Genomic DNA, 18,927 nt, shown 5'->3' with positions numbered 1-18,927 from the left:
GCAACGAAGAGCAACCAGGCAGACGCTCCCCGAACCCAGCCGGTACCCTGATCAATGGGCCGTGACTGGCGCGCTGGGATGGGACGAACCATCGGGGAGCGGCCCGAGCAGACAGAGCCGTGCGCCTGGGCCGTACCGTGAACGCTGAACGCAACGTCCGGAGGTCCCCATGTCAGCAGAGCTCACCCCCGCTTCCACCGCCTACCGCGCCGCCCTCGACGTGATCCGCGCCGTCGAACCCCGCGTGGCGGACGCCATCGGCCAGGAGGTCGCCGACCAGCGCGAGATGCTCAAGCTGATCGCCTCCGAGAACTACGCCTCCCCGGCCACGCTCCTGACCATGGGCAACTGGTTCAGCGACAAGTACGCCGAGGGCACCATCGGCCGCCGCTTCTACGCCGGCTGCCGCAACGTCGACACCGTCGAGTCCCTCGCCGCCGAGCACGCCAAGGAACTCTTCGGCGCCCGCCACGCCTACGTCCAGCCGCACTCCGGCATCGACGCCAACCTCGTCGCCTTCTGGGCCGTCCTCGGCGCCCGCGTCGAGGTCCCCTTCCTGGAGAAGACCGGCGTCCGCCAGATCAACGACCTCACCGACGCCGACTGGGCCGAGCTCCGCCAGGCCTTCGGCAACCAGCGCATGCTCGGCATGTCCCTGGACGCCGGCGGCCACCTCACCCACGGCTTCCGCCCGAACATCTCCGGCAAGATGTTCGACCAGCGCTCCTACGGCACGGACCCGGCCACGGGCCTCATCGACTACGAGGCGCTGCGCACCTCCGCCCGCGAGTTCAAGCCGCTGATCATCGTCGCCGGCTACTCCGCCTACCCCCGTCTGGTGAACTTCCGGATCATGCGGGAGATCGCCGACGAGGTCGGCGCGACGCTCATGGTCGACATGGCGCACTTCGCCGGCCTGGTCGCGGGCAAGGTCCTGACCGGCGACTTCGACCCGGTCCCGCACGCCCAGATCGTGACGACCACCACCCACAAGTCGCTGCGCGGCCCCCGCGGCGGCATGGTCCTGTGCGACGACTCGCTCAAGGACCAGGTCGACCGCGGCTGCCCGATGGTCCTCGGCGGCCCGCTCCCGCATGTCATGGCCGCCAAGGCCGTCGCCCTCGCGGAGGCCCGCCAGGAGTCCTTCCGGGACTACGCCCAGCGCATCGTCGACAACTCCCGAGCGCTGGCCGAAGGCCTGATGCGCCGGGGTGCGACCCTGGTGACCGGCGGCACGGACAACCACCTGAACCTGATCGACGTCGCCTCCTCCTACGGCCTCACCGGCCGCCAGGCCGAGGCCGCGCTGCTCGACTCGGGCATCGTCACCAACCGCAACGCCATCCCCGCCGACCCGAACGGCGCCTGGTACACCTCCGGCATCCGCATCGGCACCCCCGCCCTGACCACCCGCGGCCTGGGCACCGCCGAGATGGACGAGGTCGCCGGCCTCATCGACCGTGTCCTCACCACCGCCGAGCCGGGCACGACCAAGTCGGGAGCACCCTCCAAGGCGTCCCACGTCCTCGACGCGAAGATCGCCGACGAGATCTCCCACCGCGCCACCGACCTCGTGGCCGGTTTCCCGCTCTACCCGGAGATCGACCTGGGCTGAGGCCCGCGGCCCGTCACCCGTCCAGGGACTCGGGCCGACACCTTCGCAGGTCACTCGTCGAGGACGCGGCCCGACGCCCTCGGCCCGTCAGTCGTCCAGGTCGATCAGCACCTGACGCGGCTCCTCCCGCGGCGGTCCGGCTTCCCGCCGGGCCGCCGCGCGCCGTATCAGCAGCGTGCCGCCCGCTCCGGACGCGAGCCCCAGCGCCCCCGCCGTCACCGCCCACCGGACGTCGTCCCGCACCCAACCGTCCAGGTCCCCGGCGGCGGCCGTGCTCCCGACGGGCCCGCCCTCCGCGTCACCGATCAGCCGCGCGAGGTCGAACCGGCCGAACACGGAACGTGGCGCCCGGTGCCAGCGGATGTCGTCGTCCTCCACGGTGGGACTGGGGTCCGAGCGCACCCAGGGCGTGCCGTCCTCGGCCACCAGCAGCTGGTCCTGGCGTGCGACGGCCACGTCCCCGCCCGGCGGCCGGTTCGTGCTCGGCCAGCCGCCGACCCCGGACAGCCCCCAGAGCACCGTGAGCCGCACCTGCGGGAAGTCCCCCTCCGCCCAGTCGTCCGGCACCCGCTCGGTCTCCATGTGCGTGGGCTGCAGCAGCTGCCACAGCCGGGCGAAGTCACGCTGCCCCGAGCGCACGGCGGCGGTCCGCCCCGTGCCGCCCGCGACGACCATCGCCACGTCGGGCACGTCCCGCCCCCGCACCGGGAGGGCGGCGGCCGCCGTCCCCGCCACACCCACAGCAGGAACACCCGCCACGGCCAGCGCCAGCCCCCACCGCACGACCCGGCCCCACGACCGTGCCCGGCCCACCCGGCGACGACACCGTGTTCTGCCCGCCCCACCTCGCGCCCGCATCGGTCCCCCTCCGCATCCGCCCCACCCCGGACGCCCGGGGCGGTCCTGTGCCTCAACCTCTTGTTACACCGCCGGGGCCGAACGGGACCTCGTCTGTTTCCGGCCGGTTCCGGATCGGCCCCCGGGACCTGAGAGAATGGTGAGCATGGCCTCTGACCGACCTCGCGTGCTCTCCGGGATCCAGCCCACCGCCGGCTCGTTCCACCTCGGCAACTACCTCGGCGCCGTCCGCCAGTGGGTGGCTCTGCAGGAGACCCACGACGCGTTCTACATGGTCGTCGACCTGCACGCGATCACCATCCCGCAGGACCCGAAGGACCTGCGCGCGAACACGCGCCTGGCCGCGGCCCAGCTCCTCGCGGCGGGCCTCGACCCGGACCGCTGCACGCTCTTCGTGCAGAGCCATGTCCCCGAGCACGCCCAGCTCGCCTGGATCATGAACTGCCTCACCGGCTTCGGCGAGGCCGGCCGGATGACCCAGTTCAAGGACAAGTCCGCCAAGCAGGGTGCCGAGCGCGCCTCGGTCGGCCTGTTCACGTACCCGATCCTCCAGGTCGCGGACATCCTGCTCTACCAGGCCCACGAGGTCCCGGTCGGCGAGGACCAGCGCCAGCACATCGAGCTCACCCGTGACCTCGCCACGCGCTTCAACGGCCGGTTCGGCGAGACCTTCACCCTGCCGAAGCCGTACATCCTCAAGGAGACGGCGAAGATCTACGACCTCCAGGACCCGTCGATCAAGATGAGCAAGTCGGCGTCCACGCCGAAGGGCCTCATCAACCTCCTCGACGAGCCGAAGGCCACGGCCAAGAAGGTCAAGAGCGCCGTCACCGACACCGAGACGGTCATCCGCTACGACGCCGAGAACAAGCCGGGCGTCAGCAACCTCCTGACGATCTACTCGACCCTCACCGGCGAGAGCATCGCCGAGCTGGAGGAGAAGTACACCGGCAAGATGTACGGCGCGCTCAAGACGGACCTCGCCGAGGTCATGGTCGACTTCGTGACGCCGTTCCGGGAGCGCACCCAGCAGTACCTGGACGACCCCGAGACGCTGGACTCGATCCTCGCCAAGGGCGCCGAGAAGGCCCGCGCGGTCGCCGCGGAGACTCTCGCGCAGGCGTACGACAAGGTCGGCTTCCTGCCCGCCAAGCACTGAACCGGCCTCCGGCACACATCCGTACCACCGAACAGCGCTGTACATCACTCCGGTTGCGCCTGCCCGTAACCCGGTCGTGGCCGTACAGTCGATAACCGGGTGGTCGTATCAACGGCCACACTGACACGACGGGAGACGACGTGGGGACCGTAACGATCGGTGTCTCGATCGCGGTCCCGGAGCCTCACGGCAGCGAGCTCCAGCAGCTGCGCGCGGGCTTCGGCGACGCCTCTGCTCACGGCATCCCCACGCATGTCACCCTGCTGCCGCCGACAGAGGTCGACGAGAGCGCCCTGCTGGCCGTCGAGGCGCATCTGGCCGAGGTCGCCGCGGCAGGCCGCGCGTTCCCCATGCGGCTGTCCGGCACCGGCACCTTCCGGCCCGTGTCGCCGGTGGTGTTCGTCCGGGTCGCGGCGGGTGCCGAGGCCTGCACGCTGCTCCAGCAGCAGGTCCGCGACCCCGCGGGTCCGGCCCCCCGCGAACTGCAGTTCCCCTACCACCCGCACGTCACCGTGGCGCACGGCATCGACGAGGCTGCCATGGACCGCGCCTTCGAGGAGCTCTCCGGCTACGAGGCCGAGTGGCCCTGCACCGGCTTCGCCCTCTACGAGCAGGGCGCCGACGGCGTCTGGCGCAAGCTCCGTGACTTCCCCTTCGGCGGCTCGGTGGTCCCCCCGCAGGCCGGACGGGTGGAGCGCGGCTCGGTCCCCACCCGCTGAGCCGCCGCCGCTCGCCGGAACCCCTCGCCGGTCCGACGGCCGGCCGCCGGAACATCCCGCCGGCGGGACGGGCAGCCGCCGGATCACCTGGTCGGCCGGACGGGCAGCCGCAGGAGCACCTAGCCGGTCGCCGGGGCACCTTGCCGGCGGGACGGGCAGCCGCCGGATCACCTAGCCGGCCCGACGGCTGGTCGCCGGGACACCTTGCCGGACGGGCAGCCGCAGGAACACCTAGCCGGTCGCCGGGGCACCTTGCCGGCGGGACGGGCAGCCGCCGCAACACCCAGCCGGCCCGACGGCTGGTCGCCGGGACACCTTGCCGGACGGGCAGCCGCAGGAACACCCAGCCGGCCCGACGGCCGGTCGCCGGGGCACCCCGGCGGTCAGATCGGCAGCCGCCGGAACACCCCGCGGGGCAGGTGCCGCAGCGCCGCCATCACCACGCGCAGCGTCCCCGGCACCCACACCGTCTCCGAGCGGCGCCGCAGCCCCAGCTCCACGGCCGTCGCGACCGCCTCGGGCGTCGTCGCCAGCGGTGCCTCGGGCAGCCCGGCGGTCATCCGCGTCCGCACGAAGCCGGGGCGGACGACCATGACGTGCACGCCCGTGCCGTGCAGCGCGTCGCCCAGGCCCTGCGCGAAGGCGTCGAGACCGGCCTTGCTGGAGCCGTAGATGAAGTTCGCGCGGCGGGCCCGCTCGCCCGCGACGGACGACATCACGACCAGCGAGCCGTGCCCCTGGGACTGGAGCGAGCGGGCGCACACCAGACCCGCCGACACCGCGCCGGTGTAGTTGGTCTGGGCGACCCGCACCGCCGCCTCGGGCTCCCGCTCGTCGCGGGCCTGGTCGCCGAGCAGCCCGAAGGCGAGCAGCACCATGTCGACGTCGCCCTCGGCGAAGACCTTGCCGAGCACGGCCTCGTGGGAGGCCGGGTCGAGGGCGTCGAAGGCGACGGTGTGCACGTCGGCGCCGAGCCCGCGCAGCTGCCCGGCGGCCTCCTCCAGGGCGGGGGAGGGGCGGCCGGCCAGCCAGACCGTGCGGGTGCGGCGGGCGATCAGGCGGCGGGCGGTGGCCAGCGCGATCTCCGACGTGCCGCCGAGGACGAGCAGGGACTGGGGGAGGCCGAAGGCGTCCTTCATGACAGCAGCTCCTAGGGGTTGCTCAGAGACTGAGGCGGCGGGCCAGGTCGGACACGAACACCCCGCGCGGGTCCAACCGGGCGCGCAGCTCGCGGAAGTCGTCGAGGCGCGGGTACATGGCCGCGAGGAGTTCCGGGCGCAGCCGGGCGTCCTTGGCGAGGTAGACGCGCCCGCCCGCGGCGGCGACCTCCTCGTCCAGTTCGTCGAGGAACGCGCCGAGGCCGGGCAGGCCAGCCGGGATGTCCAGGGCCAGCGTCCAGCCCGGCACGGGGAAGGACAGCCAGCCCGGGTCCGACTCCCCGAAGCGCTTGAGGACGGCCAGGAAGGACGGGCAGCGGCGTTCGGAGATGCGGCGCACGATGCGGCGCAGGGCGTCCTCCCGGCCGTGGCCGACGACGAACTGGTACTGCACGAAGCCGCCGCGGCCGTAGACGCGGTTCCAGTGGGGCACGCCGTCCAGGGGGTGGAAGAAGCCGGAGATCCGCTGGAGCCGGCCGGTGCGGGCGCGGGGGGCCTTGCGGTACCAGAGCTCGTTGAACAGGCCCACCGTCGTCCGGCTGAGCAGGCCCTCGGGGAGGACCGCCGGGGTGGCCGGGAGGCGGGGGGTGCGGAAGGCGAGCGGGTCCCGGCGCAGGCGGGCGGGGAGCGCGTCCAGGGGGGCGTGGTCGCCGCGGGTGAGAACCGCGCGCCCGGTGGCGGCGCCCCGGGCCAGCAGGTCGATCCAGGCGACCGAGTAGCGGTAGCGGTGGTCGGTGGCCGCCAGCCGGGCCATCAGGTCGTCCAGGTCCGTCGCCCGCTCGGTGTCGACGGACATCAGCGACGTCTCGACGGGCTGGAGCCGGATCGTCGCGGTGAGGATCACGCCGGTCAGGCCCATGCCGCCGGCCGTCGCGTCGAACAACTGCGTGCCGGGGACCACGGTGCGGATCTCGCCGCCGGCGGTGAGCAGTTCGAGGGCGAGCACGTGCCGCGCGAAGGAGCCGGAGACGTGGTGGTTCTTGCCGTGGATGTCGGCGCCGATCGCCCCGCCGACGGTGACGTAGCGGGTGCCGGGGGTGACCGGCACGAACCAGCCGAGCGGCAGCAGCACCTCCATCAGCCGGTGCAGGGAGACGCCCGCGTCGCACAGCACGGTGCCGCCGTCGGCGTCGATCGCGTGCACCCGGTCCAGGCCCGTCATGTCGAGCACGGACCCGCCCGCGTTCTGCGCCGCGTCCCCGTACGCCCGTCCCAGGCCCCGGGGGATCCCGCCGCGCGCCCCGCAGTCCCGGACGGCGGCCGCGGCCTCCTCGTACGTCCGGGGGCGGACCACCCATGCGGCAGTGGGGGCAGTGCGGCCCCAGCCCGTGACGGTGGTGTGGTCCAGGCCCATGACGTCCGGGTCGGAATCGGTGTCGGCAGACATGTCCGTGACCGTATCGCCCCGATGAGAGCGAATAGTTAGCGAACATGGCATCCCTCCCCGAAATGGGTGATTAATGGGATGTCGCCCAATATTGCCGGAGTTCAGGCCTGAAGGGCGTGAACAGTGAGTCCACATGGACGACCTCGACGACCTGCACGACATGGACCACCGGATCGTTACGGCGCTCAGGGAGTGCGGCACCGACCCACGCGTCGCCGGCGCCGCTCGTGCCCTGTCCTGGGCGGGGGAGCACGCGGCACTGTGGCTGGCGGCGGGGCTCGCCGGAGCCGCCGTCGACGGCGGGCGACGCGGCGCGTGGCTGCGCGGCACCGCACTGACCGCGGGCGCGCACCTGGTCAGCATGGGGGTGAAACGGGTCGTGCGCAGACCGCGCCCCGCGCACGTCGAGCCCCTGGTGCGCACCGCCGGCCGGCACTCCTTCCCCAGCTCGCACGCCGCCTCCGCGGCGGCCGCGGCCGTCGCCTTCGGCGCCCTGGGCGCCCACGCGGTCCCGCCGCTCGCCGGCCTGGTGTGCGTCTCACGGCTGGTCGCCGGTGTCCACTTCCCCACGGACATCGCCGCCGGGGCGGCCCTCGGCGCCCTCACGGCCCGGCTCGGCGCCCGCTGGATGCGGGAGGGCGTCCACCATGGCTGAGACGGCCGTCCTGCGGCAGCGCACCCACGAGGAGCGGCCCGCACCACCCCGCAAGGGCGGTCTCCCGGCCGGTCTCCTCAGGACCGCGCGCCCCAAGCAGTGGGTCAAGAACGTCCTCGTGGTGGCCGCCCCGGCCGCCGCCGGCGAGCTCTTCTCCCGGCACGCGCTGCTCCGACTCGCCCTCGTCTTCTGCCTCTTCACGGCCTGCGCCGCAGCCGTCTACCTCGTCAACGACGCCCGCGACGCCGACGCCGACCGCGCCCACCCCGTCAAACGGCACCGCCCGGTCGCCGCCGGGCAGGTCCCGGTACCCGTCGCCTACGCCGTCGGCGGCTGCCTGGGCGTCCTCGCGCCCGCCGCCGCGGCCTGGCTGTGCGGCCCGGCCGTCGCCGGCCTGCTGACCGCCTACCTGGCCATGCAACTGGCCTACTGCGTCAGCCTCAAGCACGTCCTGGTCGTCGACCTCGCCGTCATCACCACCGGCTTCCTGATGCGGGCCATGGTCGGCGGACTCGCCCTCGGCATCCCGCTCTCGCGCTGGTTCCTGATCACCACCGGTTTCGGCGCGCTGTTCATGGTGTCGGCCAAGCGCTACTCGGAAGCCGTCCAGATGGCCGGAAAGGCGGGCGCCACCCGCGCGTTGCTCACCGAGTACACCACCGGCTACCTCCGCTTCGTCTGGCAGCTCGCGGCCGGCGTCGCCGTCCTCGGCTACTGCCTGTGGGCCATGGAGGAGGGCGGCGTCCCGCACACCAGCGTGCTGCCCTGGCGCCAACTGTCCATGGTCGCCTTCATCCTGGCGATCCTGCGCTACGCCGTCTTCGCCGACCGGGGCACGGCCGGCGAACCCGAGGACGTCGTCCTGGGCGACCGCGCCCTCGCGCTCATCGGCGTCGCCTGGGTGGCGATGTACGGCCTGGCCGTGGCCAACTGGTGACCACGCGCACCTGGCGGAGCACCCCGCTCCCGGACCGCCGGGAACTGCTCGGCTTCGCCGGCGTCGGTCTCCTCGCCTACGCCGTCGACCTCGCCCTGTTCACCGCCCTGCGCGGCCCCGCCGGACTCGACCCGATCACCGCCAAGTCCCTGTCGTTCCTGGCCGCCTGCACGGTCGCCTACGCGGGCAACGCCCTCGGCACCTACCGCACCGCACACGCACCGGGCCTGCGGGCGTACGCCGTGTTCTTCGCGGTGAACCTCGCCGGGGCCGCCGTGCAACTGCTCTGCCTGGCCGTCAGCCACTACGGCCTCGGCCTCACCTCGCAGCGCGCGGACACCGTCTCCGGCGCGGTCGTCGGTATGGCGCTGGCCACAGTCCTGCGGTTCTGGGGTACCCGTACATGGGTGTTCCGGGCGGAGGGCAGAGTCGGATCATGGACTGGCTGAAAAGAATCCCGGTGGTCGGGCCGTGGGCGGAGCGGCTGATGATCACTCACGCGTGGCGGTCGTACGAGCGGCTCGACCGTGTGAAGTGGACACGGCTGGCCGCCGCGATGACCTTCACCAGTTTCGTCGCGTTGTTCCCGCTGCTGACGGTGTCCGCCACCATCGCCGCCGCCACGCTCAGCACAGCGCAGGAACACCAGCTTCAGGACAAGCTCGCCGAGCAGGTCCCCGGCATCTCCGACCAGCTCGACATCGCCGGACTGGTCGACAACGCCGGCACCATCGGGCTCATCGCGGGCGCCCTGCTGTTCTTCACCGGCGTCAGCTGGGCCGGCTCGATGCGTGAGTGCCTGCGGGCGGTGTGGGAGCTGTCCGACGAGGAGGAGAACCCCGTCCTGCGCTACGGCAAGGACGCGGGCGTCCTGATCGGCCTCGGCGGCGCGCTCCTCGTCACCATCGCCGCCTCCGCCGTCGCCTCCGCGATGATCGGCTGGATCACCGAAGAAGCCGGCATCGACGAGGGCGGCTGGGGCGGGGTCCTGCTGCACATCGCCGCGTTCCTGATCGCCGTGCTCGCGAACTTCCTGCTCCTGCTCTACGTCCTGACGCTGCTGCCCGGCGTCGAGCCCACCCGCCACCGCCTGTTCGTGGCGGCGCTGACCGGCGCGATCGGCTTCGAACTGCTGAAACTGCTGCTCAGCGGCTATCTGCAGGGCGTGGCGGCGAAAAGCATGTACGGCGCGTTCGGGGTGCCCGTCGCGCTGCTGCTGTGGATCAACTTCACCTCGAAGCTGGTGCTGTTCTGCGCCGCCTGGACGGCGACGCAGAGCAAAGAGGACGAGGTCCCCGAGATCAGGGACGAGTACGGCGGCGCACCAGATCCGGCAGCGGCCAACGGCGGTTGACGAGGAACGCGCCGCCCGCGAGCAGCACCAGCACCCCACCCGTGATGCCGAGCGCGGTCCCGATGCCGCTGGAGCCGTCCGCGGCCGGGGCACTGGCCACCGGCTTCGAACCGGTCCCGGCCGTGCCGCTGCCGCCGTCCCCGGAGCCGCCCGCCTCGCCCGAGGGGTTCGCTCCGGGCTCGGCCTGCTCGGCGCCCTTGGGCGGCACCAGCTCGCCGACCGGCTGCACCTTCCCGGCCGCCTTGAAGCCCCAGTCGAACAGCCGGGCCGTCTCCTTGTAGACCTCGTTGTGCTCGGGCTTCTCCGGGTTCATCACCGTCACCAGCAGCACCTTGCCGCCGCGCTCGGCGACACCGGTGAAGGTGGCGCCCGCGTTGGTGGTGTTGCCGTTCTTGACGCCCGCGATGCCCTGGTATACCGGCACGTCGGAGTCACCGGCGAGCAGCCGGTTGGTGTTCTGGATCTCGAAGGACTCGCGGACCTGCTTGCCCTTCTTGCCCTTCTTCGTCTGCCCCGGGAACTTGGCGCTGACCGTCGAGCAGTACTCCCGGAAGTCCTTCTTCTGCAGCCCCGAGCGGGCGAACAGCGTCAGGTCGTACGCGGAGGAGACCTGCCCCTCGGCGTCGTAGCCGTCCGGGCTGACGACGTGCGTGTCGAGGGCCTGGAGCTCCTCGGCGTGCGCGTTCATGTCCTTGACGGTGTTGTCGACGCCCCCGTTCATGGCGGACAGCACGTGCACGGCGTCGTTGCCCGAGCGCAGGAAGACGCCCAGCCACAGGTCGTGGACCGTGTACGTCTCCTCCTCCTTTATCCCGACCATGCTGGAGCCCGCTCCGATACCGGCCAGGTCGGCGGGCACGACCTTGTGCTTGGTGTCCCTCGGGAACTTCGGCAGCAGCGTGTCCGCGAACAGCATCTTCAGCGTGCTCGCCGGGGCGAGACGCCAGTGCGCGTTGTGCGCGGCCAGCACGTCTCCGGACTCGGCGTCGGTGACGATCCAGGAGCGCGCGCTCACGTCCTTCGGCAGCGCCGGTACGCCGGCCGCCAGGTTCACCTGCGTGCCCGGCTTGCCGAGCCGGGCGCCGCCCACGCTCGACATCGAGGCCGGCGGAGTGGCCGAGGGGCTCGCGCTCGCCGACGGGCTGTCCGAGGGCTTCGGCGCGGCGACGGCGGCGGGTGCGGCCAGGGCGAGGGACGACAGGACGGCGGAGGTGACCAGTAGGGATCGCCTGGTGGTCTTGTTCGGAGCGGGCACGATCGGAAACGTACATGCCGTACGGGGGGAAGTCCCGTCTCCGGCCCCACCCCGCGAACGGAACCGGACACGGCCTGGCGATACTGGGTGCATGAAGCTCAGCCGCCCCGTCTCCTGGTTCCTGCTCGCCTTCGGGGTGTGGAGCTGGGTCATCTGGATCACTTTCGTCAAGAACCTGGTCAAGGACGGCAGCGGGCTCGCCTTCGACGACGGTCGTCCCACGGCCTACTTCTGGGTGCACCTGCTGCTCGCCGTCGTTTCCTTCGTATTGGGGACGGTCATCGGGGCCATCGGGTTGCGTGGTCTGCGCGCACTGCGCCGGACGTCATAGGGCGATCGGGAGACACGGCACCGTGGTCATCGTTTTCGTACTCGTCGCAGTGCTGGTCCTGGCCGTCGTCGTGACGGCCAACTGGTACGTGTGGCGCCGTCTGTTCCGCGACACGACCAGCGGCCCGGGCCTCGTCCGCCGGGCGGGCGCGGTCCTCATCGCGGGCGGCTGGGTGCTCGCGATCGCCGCCCTGGTCGCCGAACGCTCCGGCGCCCCCTTCCGGCTCCAGCAGGTGCTGGCCTGGCCGGGCTTCCTGTGGCTGGCCCTGTCGATATACCTGCTGCTCGCCGTGGTGGCCGGCGAGATCGTCCGCCCGCTGCTGCGCCGCTTCCTCGAACACCGGGCCGGGCGGACGGAGCAGGCCCTGCACGAGAGCGGTACCGTCACCGGCGCACCCACGGCCGCGACGACCGCACCGACGGCCCAGACGCCCGCACCCGAGCCCGCGACGGCACCCGCGGCCGCCTCCCGGCCCGGCGCCCCCGCGACGCCCCCGCCCTCGCAGACCGACCGGGGACCCGGCGCCGAGGGCGCGCCCGGCACCGACGGCGCACCTGGCACCGAGGGGGTGCCCGGCATCGACGGCGCACAGGGCACCGAGGGCGTGCCCCAGCGGCCCACCACCGCGGACCCCGCACCCGACGCTCCCGCCGGCCCTTCCCGCCGCCTCTTCGTCTCCCGGGTCGTCGCCGGGGCGGCCGCCGCCGCTGCTGTCGGGACCGTCGGGTACGGCACCTACGGTGTGCTGCGTGGGCCCGAGGTGAAGCGGGTCACCGTGCCGCTGGCCAAACTGCCGCGCGCCGCGCACGGGTATCGCATCGCCGTGGTGAGCGACATCCACCTCGGCCCGGTCCTCGGACGCGGCTTCGCGCAGAAGGTCGTCGACACGATCAACGGCACCCAGCCCGACCTGATCGCGGTCGTCGGCGACCTGGTCGACGGCAGTGTGAAGGACCTCGGCCCCGCCGCCGCCCCGCTCGCCCGGCTGAGGGCCCGTCACGGCTCCTACTTCGTCACCGGCAACCACGAGTACTTCTCCGGCGCCGAACAGTGGGTCGAGGAGGTCCGCCGCCTGGGCATCACCCCCCTGGAGAACGCCCGCAGGGAGATGCCGTACTTCGACCTCGCCGGGGTCAACGACGTCGCGGGCGAGGACGAGGGCCAGGGCCCCGACTTCGCGAAGGCGCTCGGCGACCGCGACACCGCACGCGCGTGCGTGCTGCTCGCCCACCAGCCGGTCCAGATCCACGACGCCGTCGAGCACGGCGTCGACCTCCAGCTCTCCGGCCACACCCACGGCGGCCAGCTCTGGCCCGGCAACCTCATCGCCTCCGCCGCCAACCCCACCCTCGCGGGGCTGGACCGCTACGGCGACACCCAGCTCTACGTCTCGCGCGGCGCCGGAGCCTGGGGCCCGCCCACCCGCGTGGGCGCACCGTCGGACATCACCGTCATCGAGCTCGCGTCGAAGCAGGCCTGACCACGAGGACCCTGTGGGAACACTGTGAAACCGGACCGAAAGGCGCATCGGTAAGTTCTTTCCCAACTCACAAGATCTCCCTTCCCCCTGCGCAAATTCCTGTGATTGGGTGAGCCCGCCGCAAAGGGGTGCGGCATACGCACAAGGGCCTTCAGGGGTCTGGGGAGGGCAAAGCCGATGCGATCGGTTCGCATACGGATACTCGCGGGGCTGCTGGTCCTGGCCGCCGCGGGCGTGGGCGCCTGGCAGTTCCTGCCGTCGAAGGGCGACGGGAAGACCATCACGGTCGGTACGACGGACGGCGTCACCTCGCTCGATCCCGCCGGTGCCTACGACGCGGGCTCCTGGGCGCTGTTCAGCAACGTCTTCCAGTCGCTGCTGACCTTCGCGCCGGGCGGCACCGCCCCCGTGCCGGACGCGGCGAAGAGCTGCGCCTTCGTGCACGGAGACCTCACCACCTACCGCTGCGAGCTGCGCGACGGCCTCACCTTCCCCAGCGGCCGGACGATGAACGCCGAGGACGTGAAGTACTCCTTCGACCGGATCCTGCGGATCAAGGCCCCCGTCGGCCCGGCGTCCCTGCTCGGCACACTCGGTTCCGTGGACGCCGACGGCATGACCGTCACCTTCCACCTGACCTCGCCGGACGCGACGTTCCCCTTCAAGGTGGCCACCGGCGCCGGTTCGATCGTCGACCACACCGCTTACTCGGCCGTCAAGCTCCGCACCGACGCCGGTGTCGACGGGACGGGCCCGTACACCCTCACCTCGTACACGAAGGACCACGAGGCGGTCCTCGCGCCCAACCCGCACTACCGGGGCGCCGCCGCCGGCACCGGCCGGCCCGTCGACATGCGCTACTACGCGACCCCCCAGGCCCTGGACACCGCCTGGAAGGACAAGCAGGTCGACGTGGCGACCGACCAGCTGCCGCCCGGTGTCCTCGCCGGACTGAACCCGAGCGACCCCGCCCAGCACGTCTACGAGGCGGACGGCTCGGAGACCCGCAACCTGTACTTCAACACCCGCTCGGGCAAGCCGCTGCACAACCCGAAGGTCCGGCAGGCCATGGCCTGGCTGATCGACCGCGAGGCGCTGGCCGCCACCGTCTACGACGGCACCGTGGACCCGCTGTACTCCCTGATCCCGGCGGGCCTGACCGGGCACACCGCCTCGTTCTTCGACGACTATCCGAAGCCCGACCCGCAGAAGGCCCGGCAACTTCTCACGAAGGCCGGCGTGAGCCTGCCCGTGCACTTCACCTACGGCTATGCCAAGGGGCGCGGCGCCGGTGAGCAGGAGGCGGCCGAGATCAAGAAGGAGCTGGAGGCGAGCGGCCTGTTCCAGGTCACCCTCAAGGGCTACGAGTGGACCGCCTTCCAGAAGCAGTGGGCGACCGGCAAGCTCGACGCGTACGCCGTCGGCTGGGTCGCCGACTTCCCCGACCCGGACACCTTCGGCGCCGCGCTCGTCGGCACCGGCAGCGCCATGAACACCGGCTACAGCAGCAAGACCGTCGACCGGCTCATCAAGGACAGCCGGCGCTTCGCCGAACGGACCGAGGCCGAGCGGGACTTCCGCTCGGTGCAGGACACCGTCGCCGAGGACGTCCCGGTGCTGCCGCTGTGGCAGGCCAAGGAGTACGTCGTCGCCACCGAGGACGTCGGCGGCGGCCAGTACCTCTCGGACGGCACGGGCGTGTTCCGCCTGTGGAGCCTCACCGCCCTCTGACGTCAGGAGTCGGAGCGCCGACGGGCCGCCGGATCGGGGATGGCGTTCGTCATGCCCGGCAGGAACTCGGTGAACAGCTCGTGCACCTCGCGCACGAGCGGCCGCAGCACCCGGAAGCGGGCCAGTGCGACACCCCGCGCGGTGAGCCGGGCACCACGCTCGGCCAGCCGGTAGCTGCGCTCGCGCCCCTCGGTGCGGTCGAAGATCCAGTACAGGACGAGTCCCATCTGGGACAGCCACATCAACTCGGGCAGGATGTCCCGCAGTTCCTCGGGCACCTTGGTCTTCGTGGCCCCGGCGAGCACCTCCCGGTGGACGCTGATGGCCTCCTCGCGCGCGTGCTCCGACTCGGGGGAGAAGGGGCTGAGCGGGCTGTCCGGGTCGGCGGCGTTCTTGAAGAACTGCACCGCGAACTCGTGGTAGGGCGCGGCGATGTCGAGCCAGGCCCGCAGCACCCCCGCGAGCCGGGCCTCCAGGTCGCGCTCCCGGTCCAGGATCTCCCGGACCGCCACCTGGTGCTCGGTGGCGATCCGGTCGTAGAAGCCCTGGATCAGGTGCTCCTTGCCCGCGAAGTAGTAGTACGCGTTGCCGACGGAGACCCCGGCCTCCGTGGCGATGGCCCGCATCGTCGTCTTGTCGTAGCCGCGCTCCTGGAACAGCCGCATGGCCGTCTCCAGGATCAGGGCGCGGGTCTGCTCGGACTTGCTGGGAAGGGCGCCGTCGTCGGGGCCGTCGTTCTTCGCGGACACGGAAAGAGAGCCTAACGTCAGCACCGCTGCGGCTGTCGGTGCGGTGATGGGTGCGGCTACCGGGGGGCGCAGGTGCCGTCGGCGCAGCCCGGCGCGGTGTAGCTCCAGCCGCTGTCCGGGTCGTACGACCAGCCGTCCGCCCGCCGGTAGACCCGCCCGCCCCACTGCGCGCCGCCGCCCTGCGCCCTCTGCCACTGCGTCCCGCCGCCCTGCACCCTCTGCCACTGCGCGCCGCGCCACTTGGCGGCGGCGAGCACCGCGCCCTTGGCGAGGAGGGCGCCGGACGGGGTGCTGAGCCGGTGGGCGAGCGGGCGGTGCTCGCGCAGCGCCCACAGGGTGACCACCCAGGCGGCCGGGCCCCGGTAGACCTGCCCGGCGTCGCCGACGACGGTGATCTCGTCGAGGGTGGCGCCGTGGTCGAGGCCGGGAAAGCGCCGCCGGGCCTCCTCGGAGGCGGCCGGGACCAGCTCCAGCGGTACCAGCTTCGGCTGCCGCTGGAGCCAGTCGCGCAGGAACGCGCACAGGGAGCACTCGGCGTCGTACAGGACGGTGAGCCGGCGGACCGGGGTGGCCGCGCGTGAGCCGGTGGCGTTCATTCCGGTCGTGCTGGTGCTGGTGCTGGTGCTGGTGCCGGTGGCGTTCACGTGGGTCTCCGCTCAGGCCTGAGCCTGCGGGGCGACCCAGCCCTGCGGCGGGACCGGCGGCACCTGCTCCGGCTCCATGGCGCCCCGGCGCCGGATCCGGTTGAGCACGTAGACGTTGGCCAGGTGCATCACGCCGAGCACGAGCAGCACCACGCCGAGCTTGGTCGACAGGGCCTCGAAGATCCCCCGGGCGTCGCTGATGGTCCCGTCGCCGCTCAGGTACAGCGCGACGAACCCGAGGTTGACCAGGTAGAAGCCGACCACCAGCAGGTGGTTGACGGCGTCGGCGAGCTTCTCGTTGCCGTGCAGCACGTCGGCGAGGAAGACCCTCCCGTTACGGCTGAGCGTGCGGGCCACCCAGACGGTCAGACCGATGCTGACCAGCAAGTAGATGACGTAGGCGATGACCGTGCGGTCCATAGCCCCACCCTTCTTGAACACGTTCAAAACGCTGTCGGGGATGACTCTAGACCTACTTTTGAACATGTTCAATACGAGTGCCGGGGCGATTGTCAGTGGTGCCTCGTCGACGAGACGACGGCAGGGGAGCGGCGCACGGCCTGGCGGCTGGAGATCGCCGAAGAACGGCTGACCGTAAGGGAACTGATCCGGCGCCGGGTGGTCCTGGGGGTCGCGGAGTGCAACGCCCGTCCGCCGGAGGTCTTCCGGGGGCTTCCATCCACCGCGAACGCCCGTCGCGGCGGCCGAACGTCGCCTTGTTGCGGTGCGGCGGTCCGATGCGCACGCCGTTGTTCCCGCTCACGGACACCGTCCGGTGCCGTGGCGCAGGGGGATGAGGGCGTCAGGGCCGTCGGGCGGGCGAAGCCGGCCTGGGTGGGCGCGGCGGCGTCCACCTTGCCGAAAACGTCCCGCAAGGTCCGCTCGCCGAGAGCTGTGAAGCGGCCGGCGAGCGGATCGCAGGGACAGCCGAGGTGCCGCAAGTACCGCTTGGTCGCAGTGTCTTGCCCACTCCGCGATCGCGGTCAGTGAGTTGTGCCCCGCGCGGTCATCGCACACACGCCCACCGCGCGTAGCGTCGCCGGCCGGTATCGCACACCCCGGGGATCACGCGGGTCAGGCACCCGGCTCAGAGCGTCACATGCTCAACCGGCGAACGTGACTCTCCCCGGGGCCTGCAGTCGACCTGCAACGATCGAGGCTAGAAGGCGGCAGCGGCCGCTGCCTCGGCTTCCGGCAGCAGGTCCTTGCTCTCCTGGATCACCCTCTCGTACGTGCGCTCGTGGTCCCCGCTTTCGAGAGCGAACCGCAGGAGCGAGTCGGACCAGTTGTCGAAGAGCGAGAACGTGCGGTCCACCACCCGCTTGGCTTCCTCGCGCTGTGCGTCGTCGAGGGACGGCAGGCTTTTCTCTTCCACCTCGGGCGACTTTATGCTGTGCGACGCCTCCGCCATGTAGTGTTTGGTGCCGAAAAACTCACATTCGCGGCCGTCCCGCAGGGTGATTCCCCGGCAGTGGGTGAAGATCGTGATGGAGACAGCCTCGATGGACTCGACCATCGCGAAAACGGCGTACGTGGGGGCGCCCGCGGCGAGCGCGGCCAGTTCCAGGCAGAGACGTCGAGAGTGGCTGAAGTCGGCGCTCCACAGGACCCGCGTGGCGTCCGACAGGGGCATGCTGCTGTCGGCCCCCAGCTTCTCGAGGTCGGTCAGCATCCACTGCCAGTGGAAGTCCTCTTCGTACGTGTGCGCGTTCAGAAGGGCCTGCAGCTGATCGGGCCGGGCGTTGTCTTCGTCTTTGCGGAAGACGTATTTGTTCAGGTCGGAGTAGCCCATGATGAAGGGGACCACGCTGGGCCCCCACGCCAGACGCCTCTCTCCGGGGAGCGACTCGTCGGCGAGCAGGCGAGTGAAGAATGCATGGTTCTCGTACGTCTTCCGATGTTCTTCGATGTAGTCGATGACCTTCTGCATGGAACACTCCGTTCAAGACGTGTCGACATCTCCGCAGCGACAGGCGGAGAAGCCACCATCACATAGGTCTCTTCAACTCATCGTGTTTCACGAAGCGTTGGCATGGAGTCCGCTCTTCTTTCCCGTCGGGATTGCCCATCCTTCTGGAGCGCACACCCCCCCCACCCGCCGCGAACTCACCGCGATGTCGTCCATCCGTACGTCGTACGACGACGGGTTCGGGTCGGCCTGGTACAGCTGCCACCCCAGCTTGAGCCGGTCGAACGTCGGGAAGACGAACGGGTCCGACGTGCCTCCGTGCCGGTCGGTGGAGACGGTCAGGTCGGGCTGGGGCACGCCGTCGAAGTAGACGGTGACACGGTTGTCGTCGGCGTCCATGTGGAACTCGACGCACTGCCATGTGCCGGCCCTTGCCGGGGCCGAGGTCTTCCAGGACGTCCAGTCCCCGGTCGGCCCGAGGTCGGAGCCGACGCCGTAGAAGTTGCCCTTCTCGGTGGGGGCGTACTGCCCACCGAGCGGCCGGACGAGCGTGGGGGAGTCGGCGCCGGAGGCCTCCGCGAGGGTCCAGTGCGCCCAGTCGGGGGCGGTCGGGAATGCGGTCACGCGCAGCCGCAGCCGGGCCCAGAAGCTGTTGCCGGGCGGCTTGAGGCCGGAAAAGGCGAGGAAGGCACGGCCGTTGCCCTCGGTGCGGATGCGGATTTCGCGGCCGTGGCCGGACGACGAACGGGCAATGGTCAGCGTGCCGTTGGACGTGTCGGCGGTCCACCCACGGCCTTCGGTGACCGGGCCGAGGGGAAGGCGGTCGAAGGTCTCCCGTGCGAGGAGCGGGGAGGGACTTGCCGAGGCGGTGGGGGATACCGGCAGCAGCGCGGCAGTCATGGCTACGAGCGCGACGGTGGCTTTCCTCAGGGGCGTCATGGGCGTCAGTCTGGCCACGCCCGGCCACATCAGTCACAGGAGCCCTGC

19 protein-coding genes and 1 riboswitch are annotated in these 18,927 nt (G+C 71.6%); of the genes, 10 read left to right on the top strand and 9 right to left on the bottom strand.

What is annotated here, in order from left to right; translation table 11 throughout:
* Positions 1 to 51 precede the first annotated feature (51 nt).
* A riboswitch (ZMP/ZTP riboswitch) is annotated at positions 52 to 138 on the top strand.
* A 31-nt stretch (positions 139 to 169) separates the two neighbouring features.
* Positions 170 to 1,615: a glycine hydroxymethyltransferase gene (locus ACFCXS_RS01750; RefSeq protein WP_376640908.1), complete on the top strand. Its 1,446-nt coding sequence runs from the start codon at positions 170 to 172 to the stop codon at positions 1,613 to 1,615.
* Positions 1,616 to 1,702: 87 nt separating this feature from the next.
* Here ACFCXS_RS01750 and ACFCXS_RS01745 read toward each other — a convergent pair whose 3' ends face one another.
* Entirely contained in the window at positions 1,703 to 2,398 is a 696-nt protein-coding gene (locus ACFCXS_RS01745) for a hypothetical protein (protein WP_376640906.1), read from the bottom strand.
* Positions 2,399 to 2,618: 220 nt separating this feature from the next.
* On the opposite strand from ACFCXS_RS01745, the gene trpS reads away from it, so the two are divergent.
* Both trpS and ACFCXS_RS01735 read left to right on the top strand, forming a co-directional pair.
* A complete protein-coding gene (trpS, locus tag ACFCXS_RS01740) occupies positions 2,619 to 3,632 on the top strand; it encodes a tryptophan--tRNA ligase (RefSeq protein WP_376640904.1) in 1,014 nt (337 codons plus the stop codon).
* A 140-nt stretch (positions 3,633 to 3,772) separates the two neighbouring features.
* Entirely contained in the window at positions 3,773 to 4,351 is a 579-nt protein-coding gene (locus ACFCXS_RS01735; protein WP_376640902.1) for a 2'-5' RNA ligase family protein, read from the top strand.
* Positions 4,352 to 4,734: 383 nt separating this feature from the next.
* Here the strand turns inward: ACFCXS_RS01735 and ACFCXS_RS01730 are convergent, their stop codons facing one another.
* Positions 4,735 to 5,490, bottom strand: coding sequence for a decaprenylphospho-beta-D-erythro-pentofuranosid-2-ulose 2-reductase (locus ACFCXS_RS01730; protein WP_352095522.1), 756 nt, complete (start codon positions 5,488 to 5,490; stop codon positions 4,735 to 4,737).
* Between the two features lie 22 nt (positions 5,491 to 5,512).
* Positions 5,513 to 6,895 (bottom strand): FAD-binding protein, encoded by a 1,383-nt coding sequence (locus ACFCXS_RS01725; RefSeq protein WP_376640900.1) that lies wholly within the window; start codon positions 6,893 to 6,895, stop codon positions 5,513 to 5,515.
* Between the two features lie 133 nt (positions 6,896 to 7,028).
* On the opposite strand from ACFCXS_RS01725, the gene ACFCXS_RS01720 reads away from it, so the two are divergent.
* The 4 genes from ACFCXS_RS01720 to ACFCXS_RS01705 are packed head-to-tail and all read left to right on the top strand — an operon-like array spanning position 7,029 to position 9,841.
* Positions 7,029 to 7,550: a phosphatase PAP2 family protein gene (locus tag ACFCXS_RS01720; protein WP_376640898.1), complete on the top strand. Its 522-nt coding sequence runs from the start codon at positions 7,029 to 7,031 to the stop codon at positions 7,548 to 7,550.
* Positions 7,543 to 8,487: a decaprenyl-phosphate phosphoribosyltransferase gene (locus ACFCXS_RS01715; protein WP_376640896.1), complete on the top strand. Its 945-nt coding sequence runs from the start codon at positions 7,543 to 7,545 to the stop codon at positions 8,485 to 8,487. The genes ACFCXS_RS01720 and ACFCXS_RS01715 overlap by 8 nt, the downstream gene beginning before the upstream one ends.
* Positions 8,484 to 8,936, top strand: coding sequence for a GtrA family protein (locus ACFCXS_RS01710; RefSeq protein ID WP_376640894.1), 453 nt, complete (start codon positions 8,484 to 8,486; stop codon positions 8,934 to 8,936). Before ACFCXS_RS01715 ends, ACFCXS_RS01710 begins: the two co-directional genes overlap by 4 nt.
* On the top strand, positions 8,924 to 9,841 hold the full coding sequence (locus ACFCXS_RS01705) for a YihY/virulence factor BrkB family protein (protein ID WP_376640892.1): 918 nt from the start codon (positions 8,924 to 8,926) through the stop codon (positions 9,839 to 9,841). Before ACFCXS_RS01710 ends, ACFCXS_RS01705 begins: the two co-directional genes overlap by 13 nt.
* On the opposite strand, the gene ACFCXS_RS01700 is transcribed toward ACFCXS_RS01705, so the two are convergent.
* A complete protein-coding gene (locus tag ACFCXS_RS01700) occupies positions 9,789 to 11,096 on the bottom strand; it encodes a D-alanyl-D-alanine carboxypeptidase family protein (RefSeq protein ID WP_376640890.1) in 1,308 nt (435 codons plus the stop codon). The genes ACFCXS_RS01705 and ACFCXS_RS01700 overlap by 53 nt on opposite strands.
* Positions 11,097 to 11,187: 91 nt before the next feature.
* Here ACFCXS_RS01700 and ACFCXS_RS01695 point away from each other — a divergent pair, with 91 nt between their 5' ends.
* The 3 genes from ACFCXS_RS01695 (at position 11,188) to ACFCXS_RS01685 (ending at position 14,638) form a co-directional block, all read left to right on the top strand.
* On the top strand, positions 11,188 to 11,427 hold the full coding sequence (locus ACFCXS_RS01695) for an SCO4848 family membrane protein (RefSeq protein ID WP_003992504.1): 240 nt from the start codon (positions 11,188 to 11,190) through the stop codon (positions 11,425 to 11,427).
* A 22-nt stretch (positions 11,428 to 11,449) separates the two neighbouring features.
* Complete coding sequence (locus ACFCXS_RS01690; RefSeq protein ID WP_376640888.1) at positions 11,450 to 12,907, top strand: metallophosphoesterase; 1,458 nt, start codon at positions 11,450 to 11,452, stop codon at positions 12,905 to 12,907.
* Positions 12,908 to 13,084: 177 nt separating this feature from the next.
* A complete protein-coding gene (locus ACFCXS_RS01685) occupies positions 13,085 to 14,638 on the top strand; it encodes an ABC transporter substrate-binding protein (RefSeq protein ID WP_376640886.1) in 1,554 nt (517 codons plus the stop codon).
* 2 nt (positions 14,639 to 14,640) lie between these two features.
* Here ACFCXS_RS01685 and ACFCXS_RS01680 read toward each other — a convergent pair whose 3' ends face one another.
* From ACFCXS_RS01680 to ACFCXS_RS01660, 5 genes are all read right to left on the bottom strand, one after another.
* Positions 14,641 to 15,387: a TetR/AcrR family transcriptional regulator gene (locus ACFCXS_RS01680; protein ID WP_376640884.1), complete on the bottom strand. Its 747-nt coding sequence runs from the start codon at positions 15,385 to 15,387 to the stop codon at positions 14,641 to 14,643.
* 56 nt (positions 15,388 to 15,443) lie between these two features.
* Positions 15,444 to 15,983 (bottom strand): thiol-disulfide oxidoreductase DCC family protein, encoded by a 540-nt coding sequence (locus ACFCXS_RS01675; RefSeq protein ID WP_376641499.1) that lies wholly within the window; start codon positions 15,981 to 15,983, stop codon positions 15,444 to 15,446.
* A gap of 60 nt (positions 15,984 to 16,043) precedes the next feature.
* Complete coding sequence (locus tag ACFCXS_RS01670; RefSeq protein ID WP_376640882.1) at positions 16,044 to 16,451, bottom strand: hypothetical protein; 408 nt, start codon at positions 16,449 to 16,451, stop codon at positions 16,044 to 16,046.
* 739 nt (positions 16,452 to 17,190) lie between these two features.
* Positions 17,191 to 17,961: a hypothetical protein gene (locus tag ACFCXS_RS01665; RefSeq protein WP_376640880.1), complete on the bottom strand. Its 771-nt coding sequence runs from the start codon at positions 17,959 to 17,961 to the stop codon at positions 17,191 to 17,193.
* A gap of 87 nt (positions 17,962 to 18,048) precedes the next feature.
* Entirely contained in the window at positions 18,049 to 18,879 is an 831-nt protein-coding gene (locus ACFCXS_RS01660) for a hypothetical protein (protein WP_376640878.1), read from the bottom strand.
* Between the last annotated feature and the right edge of the window lie 48 nt (positions 18,880 to 18,927).

This window comes from Streptomyces sp. NPDC056373, assembly GCF_042262425.1.
In the GTDB taxonomy this organism is placed as follows: Bacteria; Actinomycetota; Actinomycetes; order Streptomycetales; family Streptomycetaceae; genus Streptomyces.
Note: the sequence above shows the minus strand (reverse complement) of the source record. Positions and strands in the feature narration are given on the sequence as shown.

Excerpts from the sequence above, each read along its gene's own strand:
- ACFCXS_RS01750 (WP_376640908.1), top strand. The coding sequence starts at position 170 with ATGTCAGCAGAGCTCACCCCCGCTTCCACCGCCTACCGCGCCGCCCTC.
- trpS (WP_376640904.1), top strand. The coding sequence starts at position 2,619 with ATGGCCTCTGACCGACCTCGCGTGCTCTCCGGGATCCAGCCCACCGCC.
- ACFCXS_RS01730 (WP_352095522.1), bottom strand. The coding sequence starts at position 5,490 with ATGAAGGACGCCTTCGGCCTCCCCCAGTCCCTGCTCGTCCTCGGCGGC.
- ACFCXS_RS01725 (WP_376640900.1), bottom strand. The coding sequence starts at position 6,895 with ATGTCTGCCGACACCGATTCCGACCCGGACGTCATGGGCCTGGACCAC.
- ACFCXS_RS01720 (WP_376640898.1), top strand. The coding sequence starts at position 7,029 with ATGGACGACCTCGACGACCTGCACGACATGGACCACCGGATCGTTACG.
- ACFCXS_RS01715 (WP_376640896.1), top strand. The coding sequence starts at position 7,543 with ATGGCTGAGACGGCCGTCCTGCGGCAGCGCACCCACGAGGAGCGGCCC.
- ACFCXS_RS01705 (WP_376640892.1), top strand. The coding sequence starts at position 8,924 with ATGGACTGGCTGAAAAGAATCCCGGTGGTCGGGCCGTGGGCGGAGCGG.
- ACFCXS_RS01695 (WP_003992504.1), top strand. The coding sequence starts at position 11,188 with ATGAAGCTCAGCCGCCCCGTCTCCTGGTTCCTGCTCGCCTTCGGGGTG.
- ACFCXS_RS01685 (WP_376640886.1), top strand. The coding sequence starts at position 13,085 with ATGCGATCGGTTCGCATACGGATACTCGCGGGGCTGCTGGTCCTGGCC.
- ACFCXS_RS01675 (WP_376641499.1), bottom strand. The coding sequence starts at position 15,983 with ATGAACGCCACCGGCTCACGCGCGGCCACCCCGGTCCGCCGGCTCACC.
- ACFCXS_RS01670 (WP_376640882.1), bottom strand. The coding sequence starts at position 16,451 with ATGGACCGCACGGTCATCGCCTACGTCATCTACTTGCTGGTCAGCATC.
- ACFCXS_RS01665 (WP_376640880.1), bottom strand. The coding sequence starts at position 17,961 with ATGCAGAAGGTCATCGACTACATCGAAGAACATCGGAAGACGTACGAG.
- ACFCXS_RS01660 (WP_376640878.1), bottom strand. The coding sequence starts at position 18,879 with ATGACGCCCCTGAGGAAAGCCACCGTCGCGCTCGTAGCCATGACTGCC.